Source organism: Xanthomonas euroxanthea (genome assembly GCF_900476395.1).
Lineage (GTDB): Bacteria > Pseudomonadota > Gammaproteobacteria > Xanthomonadales > Xanthomonadaceae > Xanthomonas > Xanthomonas euroxanthea.
This window is the reverse complement of sequence record NZ_UIHB01000007.1, coordinates 68851-84240: the sequence shown is the minus strand read 5'-3', so window position 1 is coordinate 84240 and position 15390 is coordinate 68851. Positions and strand designations below refer to the sequence as shown.

The 15390-nt window shown below is 65.8% G+C and carries 17 protein-coding genes and 1 pseudogene; 7 read left to right on the top strand and 11 right to left on the bottom strand.

Annotation, left to right across the window (positions count from 1 at the left end; translation table 11 throughout):
• Nucleotides 1-32: 32 nt before the first annotated feature.
• Entirely contained in the window at nucleotides 33-1472 is a 1440-nt protein-coding gene (locus CPBF1521_RS19575; RefSeq protein WP_104584857.1) for a Do family serine endopeptidase, read from the bottom strand.
• A 242-nt stretch (nucleotides 1473-1714) separates the two neighbouring features.
• On the opposite strand from CPBF1521_RS19575, the gene CPBF1521_RS19570 reads away from it, so the two are divergent.
• Entirely contained in the window at nucleotides 1715-2533 is an 819-nt protein-coding gene (locus tag CPBF1521_RS19570) for a histidine biosynthesis protein HisIE (RefSeq protein WP_104649961.1), read from the top strand.
• A gap of 338 nt (nucleotides 2534-2871) precedes the next feature.
• Here the strand turns inward: CPBF1521_RS19570 and CPBF1521_RS19565 are convergent.
• The 8 genes and pseudogenes from CPBF1521_RS19565 to CPBF1521_RS19525 form a co-directional block, all read right to left on the bottom strand.
• Nucleotides 2872-3534, bottom strand: a pseudogene (locus tag CPBF1521_RS19565) (DUF3313 domain-containing protein).
• A 59-nt stretch (nucleotides 3535-3593) separates the two neighbouring features.
• The gene (locus tag CPBF1521_RS19560) at nucleotides 3594-3884 is read right to left on the bottom strand and encodes a hypothetical protein (RefSeq protein WP_104649963.1); all 291 of its coding nucleotides are present in this window, start codon (nucleotides 3882-3884) and stop codon (nucleotides 3594-3596) included.
• A gap of 113 nt (nucleotides 3885-3997) precedes the next feature.
• Nucleotides 3998-5182, bottom strand: a complete 1185-nt coding sequence (locus CPBF1521_RS19555) for an ATP-binding protein (protein ID WP_115678006.1) — start codon at nucleotides 5180-5182, stop codon at nucleotides 3998-4000.
• Entirely contained in the window at nucleotides 5179-5844 is a 666-nt protein-coding gene (locus tag CPBF1521_RS19550; RefSeq protein WP_104584865.1) for a response regulator transcription factor, read from the bottom strand. The genes CPBF1521_RS19555 and CPBF1521_RS19550 overlap by 4 nt, the downstream gene beginning before the upstream one ends.
• Before the next feature lie 148 nt (nucleotides 5845-5992).
• A complete protein-coding gene (locus CPBF1521_RS19545) occupies nucleotides 5993-6880 on the bottom strand; it encodes a TIGR01777 family oxidoreductase (RefSeq protein WP_115678005.1) in 888 nt (295 codons plus the stop codon).
• Between the two features lie 201 nt (nucleotides 6881-7081).
• Nucleotides 7082-7675: a DUF4142 domain-containing protein gene (locus tag CPBF1521_RS19535; protein WP_104584867.1), complete on the bottom strand. Its 594-nt coding sequence runs from the start codon at nucleotides 7673-7675 to the stop codon at nucleotides 7082-7084.
• 94 nt (nucleotides 7676-7769) lie between these two features.
• On the bottom strand, nucleotides 7770-8036 hold the full coding sequence (locus tag CPBF1521_RS19530; protein WP_164739212.1) for a hypothetical protein: 267 nt from the start codon (nucleotides 8034-8036) through the stop codon (nucleotides 7770-7772).
• Nucleotides 8037-8064: 28 nt separating this feature from the next.
• Nucleotides 8065-8346 carry a hypothetical protein gene (locus tag CPBF1521_RS19525; protein WP_104584871.1) on the bottom strand — a complete coding sequence of 94 codons (282 nt, stop codon included), beginning with the start codon at nucleotides 8344-8346 and terminating at the stop codon, nucleotides 8065-8067.
• A 62-nt stretch (nucleotides 8347-8408) separates the two neighbouring features.
• On the opposite strand from CPBF1521_RS19525, the gene CPBF1521_RS21540 reads away from it, so the two are divergent.
• From CPBF1521_RS21540 to CPBF1521_RS19515, 4 genes are all read left to right on the top strand, one after another.
• Nucleotides 8409-8582 carry a hypothetical protein gene (locus tag CPBF1521_RS21540; RefSeq protein WP_181901300.1) on the top strand — a complete coding sequence of 58 codons (174 nt, stop codon included), beginning with the start codon at nucleotides 8409-8411 and terminating at the stop codon, nucleotides 8580-8582.
• Nucleotides 8583-8744: 162 nt separating this feature from the next.
• Complete coding sequence (locus tag CPBF1521_RS21535; RefSeq protein ID WP_164739817.1) at nucleotides 8745-8921, top strand: hypothetical protein; 177 nt, start codon at nucleotides 8745-8747, stop codon at nucleotides 8919-8921.
• Nucleotides 8922-9029: 108 nt separating this feature from the next.
• Nucleotides 9030-10130 carry a DUF3182 family protein gene (locus tag CPBF1521_RS19520; RefSeq protein WP_115678002.1) on the top strand — a complete coding sequence of 367 codons (1101 nt, stop codon included), beginning with the start codon at nucleotides 9030-9032 and terminating at the stop codon, nucleotides 10128-10130.
• Nucleotides 10130-10999: an alpha/beta hydrolase family protein gene (locus tag CPBF1521_RS19515; protein ID WP_115678001.1), complete on the top strand. Its 870-nt coding sequence runs from the start codon at nucleotides 10130-10132 to the stop codon at nucleotides 10997-10999. The genes CPBF1521_RS19520 and CPBF1521_RS19515 overlap by 1 nt, the downstream gene beginning before the upstream one ends.
• Before the next feature lie 116 nt (nucleotides 11000-11115).
• On the opposite strand, the gene CPBF1521_RS19510 is transcribed toward CPBF1521_RS19515, so the two are convergent.
• Both CPBF1521_RS19510 and fabR read right to left on the bottom strand, forming a co-directional pair.
• Nucleotides 11116-11928, bottom strand: coding sequence for a hypothetical protein (locus CPBF1521_RS19510; RefSeq protein ID WP_104584879.1), 813 nt, complete (start codon nucleotides 11926-11928; stop codon nucleotides 11116-11118).
• 478 nt (nucleotides 11929-12406) lie between these two features.
• A complete protein-coding gene (gene fabR, locus CPBF1521_RS19505; RefSeq protein ID WP_104584881.1) occupies nucleotides 12407-13054 on the bottom strand; it encodes an HTH-type transcriptional repressor FabR in 648 nt (215 codons plus the stop codon).
• A 93-nt stretch (nucleotides 13055-13147) separates the two neighbouring features.
• Here fabR and CPBF1521_RS19500 point away from each other — a divergent pair, with 93 nt between their 5' ends.
• Complete coding sequence (locus tag CPBF1521_RS19500) at nucleotides 13148-14224, top strand: ferredoxin reductase (protein ID WP_104649968.1); 1077 nt, start codon at nucleotides 13148-13150, stop codon at nucleotides 14222-14224.
• Between the two features lie 9 nt (nucleotides 14225-14233).
• Nucleotides 14234-15358 (top strand): fatty acid desaturase family protein, encoded by a 1125-nt coding sequence (locus CPBF1521_RS19495; RefSeq protein ID WP_104584885.1) that lies wholly within the window; start codon nucleotides 14234-14236, stop codon nucleotides 15356-15358.
• Nucleotides 15359-15390 lie beyond the last annotated feature (32 nt).

Sequence of the window (15390 nt, the reverse complement as noted above, 5' to 3'; positions counted from 1 at the left end):
GTTAGTGCAGGTCGAGGGCAGTGCACGCCATGTCAACGCATCAACGCGTCGTATTGCGCATTGCCACGCAGGATGCGCACCACCAGTTGCTGCGGCTTGCGTTGGAAATTGGCGCGCCAGCTGGCCAGATCGGCAAACTCGCCCACGCTGCTGGCCACGATCACATCGCCGGTGACCAGACCATTGGCTGCAGCACGACCGCCGCGTTTGACCTCGCTGACCATGACGCCGGTGATGCCGGACTGGCGCAGCGATTCGGGCAGATCCACGAAGGTGGCGCCGCCCAGGCGTGGGTCGAGCATGTCGCCGGTGACTGCGCGGTCCTGCTCCTTCAGTGTCGCGGTGAGCGTGAGCGGTTTGCCATCGCGGCGAATCTCCAGCCTTACCGCGCTACCGACCGCCTGCAGGCCTTCATAGTTATGCAATGCCTCTGCGCTGTCCACCCGCTGGTCGTTGGCCGCCACCACCACATCGCCCGGCTGCACGCCTGCGGCCGCCGCGGCGGACCCTGGCAACACGCGCGTCACCAGGGCGCCGCGCAACGAATCCACACCCAGGCCCTGCAGCATCTGCTGGGTGAGGTTCTGGGTTTCCAGCCCGAGCGTGCCGCGCACGACCACGCCCTTGGTCACCAGTTGCTCGACCACATTGCGCGCCAGGTTGGAGGGGATCGCCAGGCCCAGGCCGATGTTGCCGGCCATGCTGCCCTGCGGGTTGAAGCTGGCGGTGTTGATGCCCACCAACTGGCCCTGCAGGTTGACCAGCGCGCCGCCGGAATTGCCTGGATTGATCGAGGCATCGGTCTGGATGAAGTTCTGGTAGCCCAGCCCGCGAATCCCGCTGCGGCCCACCGCCGAGACGATGCCGGAGGTGACGGTCTGGGTGAAGCCGAACGGGTTGCCGATCGCCACCACGAAGTCGCCCACGCGCAGCGCGTTGCTGTCGGCCAGCTTGATGTCGGTGAGCTTGTCGGCCTTGATGCGGATCAACGCGATATCGGTATCGGCATCGGAGCCGATGAAATCGGCCTTGACCGTGCGCCCGTCGCCGAGCGTAACCTGCACGTCGTCGGCGTTTTCGATGACATGGTGATTGGTCAGCACGTAGCCCTTCTGCGCATCGATGATCACGCCCGAGCCCAGCGATTCATTGATGCGGTCCTGCGGAATCTCCGGGAACAGCCGGCGCAGGATCGGGTCGTTGAAGAACGGGTTGCGCACGCGCACCACCTGCTTGGTGTTGACGCTCACCACCGCCGGCATCGCCTGTTGCAGCATCGGCGCCAGCGACGGCACCGGTTGCCCGGCCACGGCGGCCGGCAACGCGGCAGCCGCCGGCAGGCTGAAGGTGGTGGCGGCGCCGGCCGGTGTGGCCTCGGCGCGGTTGTCCATCCAGGCATTGATGCCGGTGGCGGCAAAACCGCCGAAGGCAGCGGCCAGGGAAAGTGTCAGCAAGGTAGGCAGCGGGCGCATGCAACGAAGTCCGGGTTACGCGGTGGAAGAGGAATAGGGCGTCTGGCTGCGTAAATCAAGCTGAACGAGAGTGCCAGCGGGCAATTTAACGCCTGGTGAAAGCGCAGCAGATCCCTTGCGGGCGCTGCGTTGACAGCCGCTTGAGCCCGGCGTAGCGTCCGCTTGATCCGATGCCTGTTCAGCATACGCATGCCGCTGCGCATCGCCCGCGTTTTCCGCACTGACGCCCTTAAGGAGGGTCTATGAACAACGGCAATGGTGTGACGGCAACCCTGTCCGACGCTGTCGAGAGCGTCAAGAGCACGGCCACCGAACTGGGCGAGACCATCGCCAGCACCACCAGCGACGCGGTGGCCAGCGTGCAGGACGCGGCCGGCACGGCGGCGGCGCAGGTCAGGACCGGCGTCGCCAAGGCGCGCAAGGCCGTGGTCAAGGTCGAACAGCGCGTCGTCGACAAAGCCGGCGATGCAGCCACCGCGGTCAAGCGCAGCGTGGCCAAGACCAAGCGTTCGCTGGTGTCGGGCAAAGCGGCCGCCAAGGACAAACTGGCCGCCACCAGTGCTGCCGCCAGGCAGAAGCTCGCCTCCACCAAGGATGCGGCCAAGCAGAAGCTGAGCACCACCACCGATGCTGCCAAACAGAAACTGGCCAACAGCAAGGCCAGCGCCAGGCAGAAGCTGGAGACCGCCAAGGCCAATGCCAAGGCCGAAGCGGCGGCGCTCAGTGCCAAGACGGCCGCCAAGAGCGCGGCGCGCAAGAGCGCGGTGGCCACGGTGGGTGCGCGCGCGGCAGCGAAGAAGGCGGTGGCCAAGTCGGCCCCGGTCAAGAAGCCGGTCGCCAAGACCATCGTCAAGCCCGCCGCCAAGAAGGCGCCGGTGGCCAGGCAGACCGCCACCAAGCAGGCTGCAGTGAAGAAGGTGCCGCTCAAGAAGGCGGTGACCAAGACCACCTTGAAGAAGGCCGCCAAGGTCACCAAGACGCCGGCCACGCGCGCCGTGGCCAAGACCACCGCCGCCCGCAAGGCCGTCGGCAAGAAGGCGGCCAAGCGGGTCACGCGCTGAGGCTGCAGCGCCAAGAGGGCATGGCCCGCTGACAACACGTGGGCCGTGCAAACTGACAAAGGCCGGCGCTGTCCGTACGGCGCCGGCCTTTTCGTGGGTTGATCGGTGACCCGGCGACCGCGGTCTTGCTGTGCTCCTGTGATCGGGCAGGTAATCGAATCTGACATCTGGGCTGGATTGGGCCTCTGGTCCGTACCCTCATCCGCCCCTGCAGGGCACCTTCTCCCGGTGGGAGAAGGAAACTAGAAGCCATCGCTTCCGATAATCCGATTCTCGATTCTCGATTCCCGATTCCCGATTCCCGATTCCAATCCCGAATCCCGAATCCCGAATCCCAGCTAATCCATTCCCTTGACCAACTGCTCGGCGCCCTTGCGGATACCCGCCTTCGCAGCGTCGTAGGCGCCCAGGCTGGCCTTGATGTTCATTGCGCTCGGGTACTGTTTTTCGACTTAGGCGGCGAGCAGGCGGTTGCTCTGCGCGTCGAAGATTTCCACCGCGTAGCTGACCGAGCCGGAAAACGCGCCTTCCTTGCCGCGTGCGGCCTGCACCGCGTTATAGGAACCGCCGCCCAGATCCACCTTCATGAAGGTGCCCAGCACCCGCTTGCTGGGTTTGGCACCGGTCAGGCTGATGCGCACGCGCAAGGTGTCTCGATCGGCCACTGTCGCGCGTTGCCAACGCTGCCCGATCGCATTGCCGAACTCCTGCTGCATGTAATCGGCGAGCATGCGTCTGTCCTGCTCGGGCACGTCTTCGAATTGCGCGTCGGGACCGCGATAGATGCTGACCGGCTCGATCAGTGCGGCGCGGTAGCGTGTCCAATCCACCGCGCCCTGGTAGGCGTACGGCATGCGGTCACCGCGGCTGCCAACGTGCGGGCGCAGATAGCTTGAAGATGGCAACTGGCTGTACGGCATCGGGCGCGTACTGGCACAACCGATCAGCGTCACGCCGACAACCAGCAGCGCGCAGCAACGGACAAGGGAATACGACGACATGGGCAAATACCTGGAGAGGAAGCAGATAGGGACAAGCACGCGCGAGCGGGGCCGCGCGCTCAATGCATCAGATAACTGGCCACCGCCAGCGCAAACACCACTGCGGCGGCAGTGAACAACACACCGCCGTTGGCCCAGCGCTGCAGCCGGCGTGCCTGGCGCGCGCTACGGATATCCGGCAGTGCGCGCCAGATGTCGCGATTGCGCGTGCCTGTGCGGCCACAGCGGAATTCCCGTAGTGCCGCGTTGGTGACGGCGGCAGGGATGACGCTGTCGTTGGCGGCCGCGTGCGGTGCCAGCAGCGCGACGGCAGCGGGGACGAGCGGGGTGGAACGGATCGAGTTGACCATCACCAGGCATCCTGGATGCATGCGGTGAGTGCACTGTAGGCAGCGGGTGTTGGAAACTTATTGGCTTGGGCGATAACGACAGGCGATAGGCGATCGCCGCGCGCCGCCTGCGTTCAGCCAGTGCGGCGCACGCCTTCGCCGGCGAACACCACGCGCACGCACAGGCCGCGGCCCTGGTGGCCTTCGCAGGTTTCGATGGTCGCCGCGTGCAGGCGCGCGATACCGGCCACCAGCGACAGCCCGATCCCGCTGCCTTGCACCTGGCTGCCGGCGACCCGGTAGAAGCGTTCGAAGATGGACGCGTGGGCGCTTTCCGGCACGCCCGGGCCGTCATCGCTGACCTGCACGAACGGATGCAGCGCATCGGCGCGCAGGCAGTAGCCGCAACTCACTTCCACCGTGCCGTGGAGGCGCCCATAGCGGATGGCGTTGTCGACCAGATTGCGGATCAGGATGCCTATCGCGTCCACATCGCAACGCAGCAGGCACGGCGATGCCTCCACCTGCAGAGTGATGTGGCGGGCGTCGGCCTGCACGCTGAATTCGTCCAGCACATGCGAGATCAACTCGCCCATGTCCACCTGCCGGTACGCCGCCGAACTGATGCCTGCATCCAGCCGCGCCAGATCCAGCAATTGCGCAGCCAGCCGATTGCTGCGCCGTGCGGTTTCCAGCAGCTGCTGCAGCGCCGCGTCCTTGGCCTCCAGCGTGGGCGCACGCAGCGCGACCTCGGCATAGGCATGCAGCGCAGACAGCGGCGTGCGCAGTTCGTGCGCCGCATCGGCCACGAAATCGCGCTCGGCCTGCACGGTCTTTTCTACGCGGGCCAGCAGGGAGTTGAAGGAGCCGATCAGCGGGCGAATCTCCTCCGGCACCTGCGCCAGCGGCACCGGTTCGGTGTCCAGCCCGGTGCGCTGCGCAATGGCGCTGGAAATGGTGCGCAGCGGCGCGAGCGCGGTGCGTACCGCCCACCACACCAGCAGGCCCAGCACGCCCAGTTGCACGGTGTTGAGCACCATCGCAATCAGGGTCTGCTTGAAACTCATGCGCGAGGACACATTGCCGCTCGGCGCGCGCGCGTCGAGCGCAGCCTGCGGCTCGGCTTGCGTATCGAAGCGGTGCTCCAGCGCGTCGGGCAGGGTGCCGATCAGCTGGTCGCCGAAGATGTTGAGTTCCTGCTCGAACACGCTGTGATGGCCCTGGGTGACCAGGGCGACCAGGATCCACAGGGAGGTGCACCAGCTCAGCAACACGATTGCGGCCAGCGCCGCCAGCATGCGCGCCTGCAGCGATTTCATTCCGGTGCCTTGCCGACCATGTAGCCCTGGCCATACACCGTGGAGATCAGCGCATCACCCAGCTTGCGGCGCAGCTGGTGCACGTACACCGCAATCATGTTGCTGCCGCCTTCGCACGGGCCGCCATAGACGCCTTCTTCCAGCTGGTCCCTGGTGACCACGCGCCCGGCGCGTTCCATCAGCGCCAGCAGCAGCCGGTATTCGTGCGCGCTCAGCGCCACCCACTTGCCGTCGCGGGTGACCTTGCGGCTGCTCGGGTCGACGCAGACATCGCCCTGCGTGAGCAGCGGTACCACGCGGCCCTGGCTGCGCCGGGTGATTGCACGCAGCCGCGCCATCAGCTCGTCGAACTGGAACGGCTTGACCAGGTAGTCGTCGGCGCCGGCATCCAGGCCGCGGATGCGGTCGGTGAGCTGCCCGCGCGCGGTCAGTGCGATCACCGGCGTGGCGTCGTAATGGCCGCGCATGAAGCGGATCACCGTCAGCCCGGATTCGCCCGGCAGGCCGATATCCAGCAGCACCGCGGTGTAGCGGTGGTCCACCAGCACGGTCTTGGCGGCGTTGGCGCTGCCGACGTGGTCGATGGTCCAGGACTGCTGGCGCACGCCATCGCAGATCGCGTTGGCCAGCATGGTGTCGTCTTCGACAAGGAGCAGGTGCATAGGTGTTCCGCCGGGCCCGGGGCCAGTCCGAGATCGGCAGCACTGTCGGGGATGGTCGTTAGGCAAATATTAGTGCATGGCTAACGGCCGTCGCAGGGCGGCCGGCGGCCCGCCCTGCGCGCAAGGCCCCGCCCGGGCAACGCGCGGGTCAGTGCTGCAGGATGGCGCGCAACGCCTCGTCCAGGCGCGCATAGCGGAAGCGGAAGCCGGCCTCCAGGGCGCGTTGTGGCAGCACGCGCTGACTGATCAGCAGCAGCTCGGCCATCTCGCCAAAGCCCAGTCGCAGCAGGCCGGCCGGCAACGCCAGCAGCGCTGGGCGATGCAGCACGTGGGCCAGGGTGCGCGCGAATTCGGCATTGGTGACCGGGGTCGGTGCGGTGGCGTTGTAGGCGCTGCCCTGGCCGTGGTCCAGCAACCACAGCAGCAAGGCCACCATGTCGGCCCGGTGGATCCAGCTCATCCAGTGCCTGCCATCGCCGAACGGGCCGCCGCCACCGAAACGGAACGCCGGCAGCATGCGGGCCAGGGCGCCGCCGTCGCGGTCGAGCACGATGCCGGTGCGCACCCAGCTCACGCGCGGGCCGAGTGCGGCGATGCTGGCCGCCTCGGCTTCCCAGTCGCGGCACAGCTGCGCGGAGAAATCGTCGCCGGCAGGGTCTGCCTCGGTCAGGACGCTGTCACCACGCTCGCCGTAATAGCCCACCGCCGAGCCGGAAATCAGTACCGACGGGCGCTGTTCGGCCGGCTGCTGCGCGATCCAGGCATGCAGCTGGCCGGTGATGCCCAGGCGCGAAGCCCGGAAGCGCTGCTTGCGCGCGTCAGTCCAGCGACCGGCAGCCAGCGGTTCGCCCGCCAGGTTGATGACCGCATCGGCCCGCACCCCGTCCAGCGTGTCCACCGCGGTAATGCCGGGCAGGCTGCGCCCGGCGCGGCGCGGGTTGCGGGTCAGCACGCTGACCTGGTGCCCGGCCTGCAGGAGTGCCGGACACAAGGCCTGGCCGATGAAGCCGGTGCCGCCGGTGATGAGCAACTGCATGGGGACACTCCTGCGCCGAATCGATGCGGCACGATAGGCCAGCGCTGCCTGCTGCAGGGTGAAGTCGCTGCCGCATGCGTGGCGGTCGCCGCGTGGCGCCAGGATGGCGGTCGGGTGGACAGCGCGCTCGATCGGCGAGGCCCAAACGCCAACGCGCCGGACAGGCCGGCGCGTTGGATGCTTGCAGACGGTGCGCCAGGCTCAGCGCGAGGAGGACACCGCGTGGGCCCGCTCGAAGTGCGCCGACACCACGCGCCGGCTTTCTTCCAGGTGCTGCTTGACCGGCGCGCTTTCGGCGGCGGGCAGCAGTTCGGCATCGATGATCTTGATGGTGTCGCCGTGGTCGCTGACCATCGTGCGCATGAAGGCATTGCGGTAGGCGTCCTTGCCATCGGGCAGGGTCGCGGTCTTTGCCAGTGCGTCCACTGCCGCCTTGCCCTTGGCGCGCATGGCATCGGCACGGGGGCTGTCGGTGGCACCCAGCGCCTTGCTCTTTTCCAGGTTGGCTTCGTGGTCGTGCAGCAGCTGCTTGGCGAACGTATCGGTCGCACCGCCCAGATCCTGGGCAATGGCCTGCTTGGCCAGCGCGATCTCGTTTTCATCCAGCGCCACCAACACGCCGAGCACGGCGGCGTCGCCCTTGGCCAGTTCGGTGGCACCAGTCCCGGAGACCGGTGCAGCAGTCGGTTCGGGGGACACTGCCGGCGCAGTCCGCGACGCATCGCCGCCGGGACGGTCGCAGGCGGTAAGGGAAAGCATGGCGAGGAGCGATGTCGCGACAAGAAGGGATTTCATGGAGGTCCTGGAAAGAGGCGGCCAACACTGCCGACGGTGAAATGCAAAGGAGCCGCTACGCGGCTCCGGTGATGCGTGGATCGGTGCCTGCCGATCAGGCCAGCTGCGGCTGGGCGACTGCGCCAAGGCCCAACGATCTGGCCGGCGTGCGCACCGTATCCTGCGCGGTGCGGCACACGCGCGCCATGCGTGCGGTGCGTTCGCGAATCAACGCGTGTTCGCTGGCCGGGGCACTGCCCAGCAAGCTGGCGACATGGAAGCCTAGGATGTCCTCCGCGCGGTCGCCCTGGTCGCTGACGATGTGCGGAACCAACCGCTCCAATCGCTCCAGCTCCTGCTGCACTTGATACGGGGTTTTCATGATGCTCTCCAATGAGGAACGGTCTTGCTCAACTATTGCGGTTGCCTAACCGCTGCCAGCAATCGGTCGCCAACTGCTCGTAATTGGACTGCGTGCTGGATGAAATGAAGTGATGCTCCAGGCGGTCGCGAAACAGGCGCAGACGTTCCTGATCGCTCGAACGCGGTGCCTGCAGATAGATATCGCAGGCCATTTTCACCACCGGGGACAATTCGCTGAACTTGCCTGCGCCCAGGTTGCCCTGCGCGTGACGCGCCTGCCAATGCGCGATTTCGGCCTGTACATCGATGACGGATGGGTCTCTGCTCATGACTTCGCGTGGTCCGGGTTAAACAAACTTGACACGCAGGGTAACCGTGGCTGTGTCAACGGATGATCATCGAACCCGACTATTGGCCCAATCGCAGCAGCGCGTGCTTAACTGGTCAGCTTCGTTTGCGCCGTGACATGCTGCGCATGCAGGTCGTGTCGTCTGCAGCGTGCATCGGCGATTCAAGTCATATCGCAGCGGTGAGCACCCGTCAGCAATCGATTGCATTGTTTTGAAAGGTCCACGTTCGGCAAGGTCCCATTGCCACCGTGCATCGGGCGATCGTTGCGATGATGTCCGGGCAAACATGCACGCAATGCCGCAATTTACGGAAGATTCTGAATCGTTCCACACTTGTGTAACGTCTGATGCTTAGGATGTCGGATGACATGATGGAGATGAGAGTACTCAGGATGCAGGACAGCGAAAGCAGTCGTAAGCCGCAAGCCGCCAGCGGCACCTCGGAAGCACGTGTGTGGTGGCATGCCTTGGTGGAGTTGCGTGGGGGACGTGTCGCCATCAGCTTGATCGTCGTCCTTGTAATTGTGTTTGCGTTCTATCTGACCTTGAAGTAAGCCGGGTTCTTCCGTCGCCGGCGTAGCGCTGCATCACCGACTGCGCGGGTTTCAATTGCTTGAAAAGCCAGCAACGGCACGCGGTTCGACGCTGCGAGGGGAGACGTGATGGCGCACAAGCAGTACTGCCAGGTCGTGGGGCATGTCACGCGGCCGGTGCCCGAGGATGGTCATGAGCGTGCCACGCATGCGTGGGTCTGTCGCGAAATTGCACGGCTGCTGGGCGTGCGCGGCGCAGGGCATCGTGCCGCCTCCGGACACGTGGTTGCCGAGACCGTGTTTCATGTGCCCGATGAAACCCTGACGTCGGAACAGGCGCATGGACTCGGCATCGATGACGCTGCGGACTTGCTGGGCGGCATCGTGCCGCATGCCTTTCTCGCAACCAAGGTGATCGGCCACCCGCTGATTGCCGAGCAGGCAGCCAGCGTCCCCGGATGGAACCAGGCACTGGCCACCGCGCTGATTCCGGCCACGTTGGCGGGCTATACGGTGTTTTCGCGCACCGATGCCCTGCGTGCGCTGCAGGCCCTGCTGCCGGATGGCGGTGTGCGACTCAAGCTCCCGACCGGCGTGGGTGGCAACGGCCAGTGGCGTATTGCCGATGCAGCGCAACTGACGCAGGTGCTGGACAGCTTGCCGGAGGACTATCTGGGCACGCATGGTGCGGTCCTGGAGCGCAATATCCTGCAGCCGGTGACACATAGCGTGGGCGAGCTATGCGTTGCCGGCGTCCAGATTGCCTATTACGGCACCCAATGCAGCGTGCGCAATGCGCAGGGCGAGGACGTCTATGGCGGCTCATCGCTGCATGTGTATCGCGGATCGCTCGAAGCGTTGGCCGTGACGGCGCTACCGCCCCTGCAACAGCGTGTGGTCGCGCAAGCCTGCAGATACGATCGATTCATCACCGCCGCCTATCCTGGGTTGCACATCTCGCGGCGCAACTACGATGTGGTCAGCGGCGACGATGGGAGGAACGGTGCGGTCTGCGGCGTGCTGGAGCAATCCTGGCGCGTCGGCGGCGCCACACCGGCCGAGCTTGCGGCGATTGGCAGCTTTCAGGACGATGCCAACCTGCGCTGGGTGCATGCATCCACGCACGAGATCTATCAGGGCGAACCGCCCGCAGATGCGCAGATCTACTACCGCGCCGAACGCCCTGGGCCGGGTCCGCGCTTCAAATACAGGAGGGTATCCACCACGTAATGGAAGCCAAACTTTCCAGCATCCAGATCCCGGTCGACCAGGACGAACTCAGTGGCACCCTGCTCACGCCCACCGGCATTCCCGCCGTGCTGTTCGTGCATGGCTGGGGCGGTAGCCAGCATCACAGCCTGGTGCGCGCGCGCGAAGCGGTCGGCCTTGGCTGCATCTGCATGACCTTCGACCTGCGTGGCCATGAAGGCTACGCGTCCATGCGCCAGAGCGTGACACGCGCGCAGAACCTGGACGACATCAAGGCGGCCTACGATCAGCTTGCCGGCCTGCCGTATGTCGACCCGCAATCGATCGCCGTGGTCGGGCTCAGCTACGGTGGCTACCTGTCCGCCTTGCTGACGCGCGAACGCCCGGTGGAATGGCTGGCGTTACGCTCGCCTGCGCTGTACAAGGACGAGCATTGGGATCGCCCCAAGGTCAGCCTCAACGCCGATCCGGAATTGATGGAATACCGGCAGCGCGTGCTGACCCCGGACGACAATATCGCCTTGGCGGCCTGTGCCGACTACAAGGGCGATGTGCTTTTGGTGGAGGCGCAACACGACGTGATCGTGCCGCATCCGGTATTGCGCAATTATGCCAATGCCTTCGTCAATGCGCGCTCGCTGAGCGCGCGGGTGATTGCCGGTGCCGATCACGCATTGAGCATCAAGGAACACCAGCAGGAATACACGCGGACCCTGATCGACTGGCTGACCGAAATGGTGGTTGGCCGGCGCATCGCCCTGGCCAAGGAAGTGGTGGCCGCACGCAAGCAGATGCTCAAGCAGCAACAGGGCGATGCAGTGTCATCGCCCGGGCAGGGCGCGCGCGAATTTCGTGGCGACATCCGTGCCGTGGAAAACAGCTCCAGCTGAGTCGTCCACGCAACGGGGTCAGCGTCCCCGTCGATGTTTTCGACAAATGAAGAACGGGCCCATCGGGCCCGTTCTTTTTCACAGATCAGCGTGGCCTGGTGCCAGGCCGCGACACCTTAGACGCGCGGGTCGGTCGGGTTGCGACGTGCAGCCTGATCGTGATTTTCCGAATCGAACGCTTCGCGCACGGCATGCTTGGCCTTTTCCCAGCTCAGGCGTGAGTTGGACTTGAAACGGTCCCAGCCATCGCCCAGGTCGCGTTCCAGATGGTCGTCCCACTGGCGGCCGACATATTGCTGACGTGCCTGCATGCCGTAACGATAGGCAGGGCGATAATCGTCGTAGGAATATTCGGCGTCGCGATAGCTCGCGCTGTCGAAACGGCCTTGGTAATGCGTATCGCCCTCGCGATAGACGCTATGCGTGCGATCGGCACGCTCCCAGGCATCGCGCGCGGCAAGGCGTGCCTCTTCCCATTCCAGGCGCGATTCGCCGCGATTGCGCGGCCATTCGCCAGCCAGCGTGGCCTCGGTTTCTTCCCAGGTGCTGGTCGGACGTGTTTCGCGCGCCTGCAGGCCAAAGCCGTAGACGGTGGCGTAATCGCGGTCGTAATCAGTGCCTTCCTTGTAGTAAGGACGGTTCTGGTGCTCCTGACGCCAGTATTCGGTTTCCACCGTCGGGTCCAGGCGCTCGGCCACGCCCTTGCCGGCTGCGGCACCGGCCACCACGCCGACCGCCGCGCCGATCAGTGTGCCCAGCGGACCGAACACGGTGCCGGCCAGCGCACCGGCAGCAGCGCCGCCTGCGATGCCGCCCACACCCACACCGACCGGATGCGAACCGGGTGTACCGGAGATCGGATCGCGGTTCAGATCCTGCGCTTCGGCCTTGCGTTCCTGCTTGTCGAGAGGGGTGTCGTGGTTGCTCATGTCGTCTCCGTGTGCCTGTAGGTGCGTCTGTCGAGCAGATCGCGAACGTGGCCCACCTTGGCCAGCCAGGAGTGAAACGCGTGTGCTTGGATGTGAGCACCACCGCGACAAGACTGAACTGTGCATTCGCCGCCATGGATGAGGCTGGTCGATAGAAGATAGACGTACGACCGTATCGCCTTGCGGGTGTTGGATGGCTTTGAAGACAAACAGGCACTGCCGATGTTTCAGCGATCGCCATGTTCGCTTGTCTGCACAAAACGCGGCATGTGCCGATATCCATGCACAGGCGCTTGCATGCACCTGGCGTGGCTATGCACGCGGACTGCGCACCTTATTGCGCGCAGGTCATTGACGCACCGACAGCGCATGCGTGCGACTTGATGCGTAGGCAACCAGCCAGGCGTATCGCTCGAAGCGAGCATGCGTCACCGGTCAACGCGAGACAGACCGGTGGCTTTCCAGCGTCAGGCCACGCTCACCCGCCGTGCGTGCCCAAGGTGCGTGCACCGGTGAGTATCATGCGCAGCATCTGCGAGATCTGCTCGATCAGTTCGGGGTCTTTTTCCGGCGGCGAGTCCATCGCCACCGCACCCATCGCAAACACCAGCCGGGTGATCGCCTTGGACACCAGCGCCGGCGCATGCAGCTTGGCGTTGTCGGCGGCGGCCAGGCGGATCAGGTCCACCCGCAACTCGTCTTCGAAATAGCTGAGCTCACGCTCCACCGCCTGCTTGAACGCATCCGAGCCCACCGCACCTTCGCGCAGCAGCACGTGCAGCAACTTGTCGTCGGCGCGCAGCTGTTCCATGAAGGCTTCGACCGATACCCGGATGACGCTGCGGTCGGTGGAGGTGGCGCGCTGACGGGCCTGGCCGATGATGGTGCGCAACGAACGCCCGGCCAGATCGATCAGGGCCACCGCCAGTTCGTCCATGTCGCGGAACTGGCGATAGAAGCTGTTGGGCGCGATGCCGGCTTCGCGGGCCACTTCGCGCAGGCTCAGCGTGGACAGGCTGCGGTGTGGTCCGATCAGCGACAGTGCCGCGGCGATCAGATCCTCACGTGAAATCGCCGGCTTGCGTGACGGCGGCGCGTCGTTGGAAGGCAGGGCGATGGAGGTCATGAGGCGGTAGCCGGGCGTGGGCCTGAATCATAGCTCCTCTGATCGATATACAACTGTATACACGGCTGTGCATGCATGCGTATAGTGCAATCCATGAACCTGGCATCCGACCCCAAGTCCAAGTCCCCATTGCCGACGCGCCTGGCGCGCCGGCTGGTGTCGCCGCAGTTGTTCGATTTCTGGGCAACCCGGCTCAACCCCCTGTGGACCCTGGAACGGCCAATGGCCCGCCTGGTCGCGCGCACGCCGGCCAGCCGCGACGCGGTGACCCTGGTGCTGCGGCCCAACGGCCACTGGCAGGGGCTGCAGGCCGGCCAGCACGTGAGCCTGGGCGTGGAGATCGACGGCCGCCGCCTGCTGCGCAGCTACAGCCCGACCGTGCTGGCCGATGGCCGCCTGGCGATCACCGTCAAGGCGATCGAGGGCGGGCTGGTAAGCCGCTACCTGGCCGGCGATGCGCCGATCGGGACGGTGGTGTCGCTGGATCCGGCCTTCGGCGACATGCTGCTGCCGGCCGCCCCGACGCCGCTGTTGCTGCTGGCGGCCGGCTCGGGCATCACCCCGATGCGCGCGCTGCTGCAGGCCGCCGCGCAGGCCGGCATGCCGATGGACGTGGACCTGCTGTACTGGGTGCGCCAGCGCGACGAAGCCTGCTTCGTCGAGGAATTCGAGGCGATGGCCGCCGCACATCCGCGCCTGCGCGTGCGCCTGCTGACCACCCGCGAAGGCGCCACGCCGGCTGCGCGCATCGATGGCTACCCGCTGGAGCAGGTCGCCGATCTCTCCAGCCGCCACGTCATGGTCTGCGGCCCGGGCGGCTTCGTGCAGGCAGCGCGCGCGCGCCTGCAGGGCCGCGTGGCCGCGTTCCAGGCCGAAGCCTTCAGCGTGCCGGTGCTGGACGACGGCGAAGCCGGTGAGGTGCAGGTCCAGCTGTCACGCAGCGGCCGTACGCTGACCCTGCCGCGCGGCCAGTCGCTGCTGGAGGGGCTGGAAGCGCAAGGCCTGCGGCCGAAGCACGGTTGCCGCATGGGCATCTGCAACAGCTGCGCCTGCGCGCGCCAGGCCGGCACCACGCGCCACCTATTGACCGGCGAGCGCAGCAACGAACCCACCGCACAGGTCCGCCTGTGCATCAGTGCCCCGAGCACTGACCTGATCCTGGATCTGTAAGGAATCCTCATGAGCCGAGTCCACAACCGCGCCCTGTCCGCTGCCGAACTACAGTCCTTCGGCGACGAGCTCGATGCCATCCGCGCCCGCGTGCAGGCCCAGGTCGGCGCCGCCGATGCGCGTTACATCCGCCGCATCGTGGCCGCGGTGCGCTGGACCGGCGTGGCCGGACGCGCGCTGCTGTTCCTGGGCGCGTTCGTGCACAGCGTGCTGATCCCGGCATGGATCGCCGGTGTGGTGCTGCTGACGCTGTCCAAGATCCTGGAGAACATGGAGCTGGGCCACAACGTCATGCACGGCCAGTACGACTGGATGGGCGACCCGCAGCTCAACGGCAACACCTACGAGTGGGACATCGTTGCCACCGGCGACAACTGGCGCAAGACGCACAACTTCAAGCACCACACCTACACCAATGTGCGCGGCATGGACGACGACATCGGCTACGGGCTGCTGCGCATCTTCCCCGAGCAGCGCTGGCGCCCGTTCTACCTGCTGCAGCCGTTCATTGCGGTGGTGTTCGCGTTGCTGTTCGAATGGGGCGTGGCGATCCAGGACCTGCGCCTGGGCCGCTGGTTCGCGGGCAAGATGAAGGCGGCCGAGTTACGCGCCTCGTTCCTGCCGGTCGGCCGCAAGATCGGCCGCCAGATGCTCAAGGATTACATCGTGTTCCCGGCGCTGGCCGGCCCATTCTTCCTGACCGTGCTGCTGGGCAACCTGGCCGCCAACGTGCTGCGCAGCATCTGGACCTTCGTGATCATCTTCTGCGGTCACTTCACCGCAGATGCGGAAGTGTTCCCGAAGGAGTCGATCCGCAACGAGTCGCGCGGTCACTGGTATCTGCGTCAGCTGCGGGGGTCTTCGAACCTCACCGGCGGCAAGCTGATGAACGTGCTGTCGGGCAATCTGAGCCACCAGATCGAGCATCACTTCTACCCGGACCTGCCGGCCAACCGTTACGCGCAGATTGCGGTCGAGGTGAAGCAGATCTGTGCGCGCTACGGCCAGCACTACAACACCGGCTCGCTGCCGCGTCAGTTCGGCCAGGTGATGTGGCGGATCGTGCGGCATGCGTTCCCGAGCCGGCCCAGGCCGGTACGTCGCCAACGCGAAGGTGCCCTGCAAGGCGCCTGATCGAAAGGGCCGCCACTGGCGGCCCTTTTTCT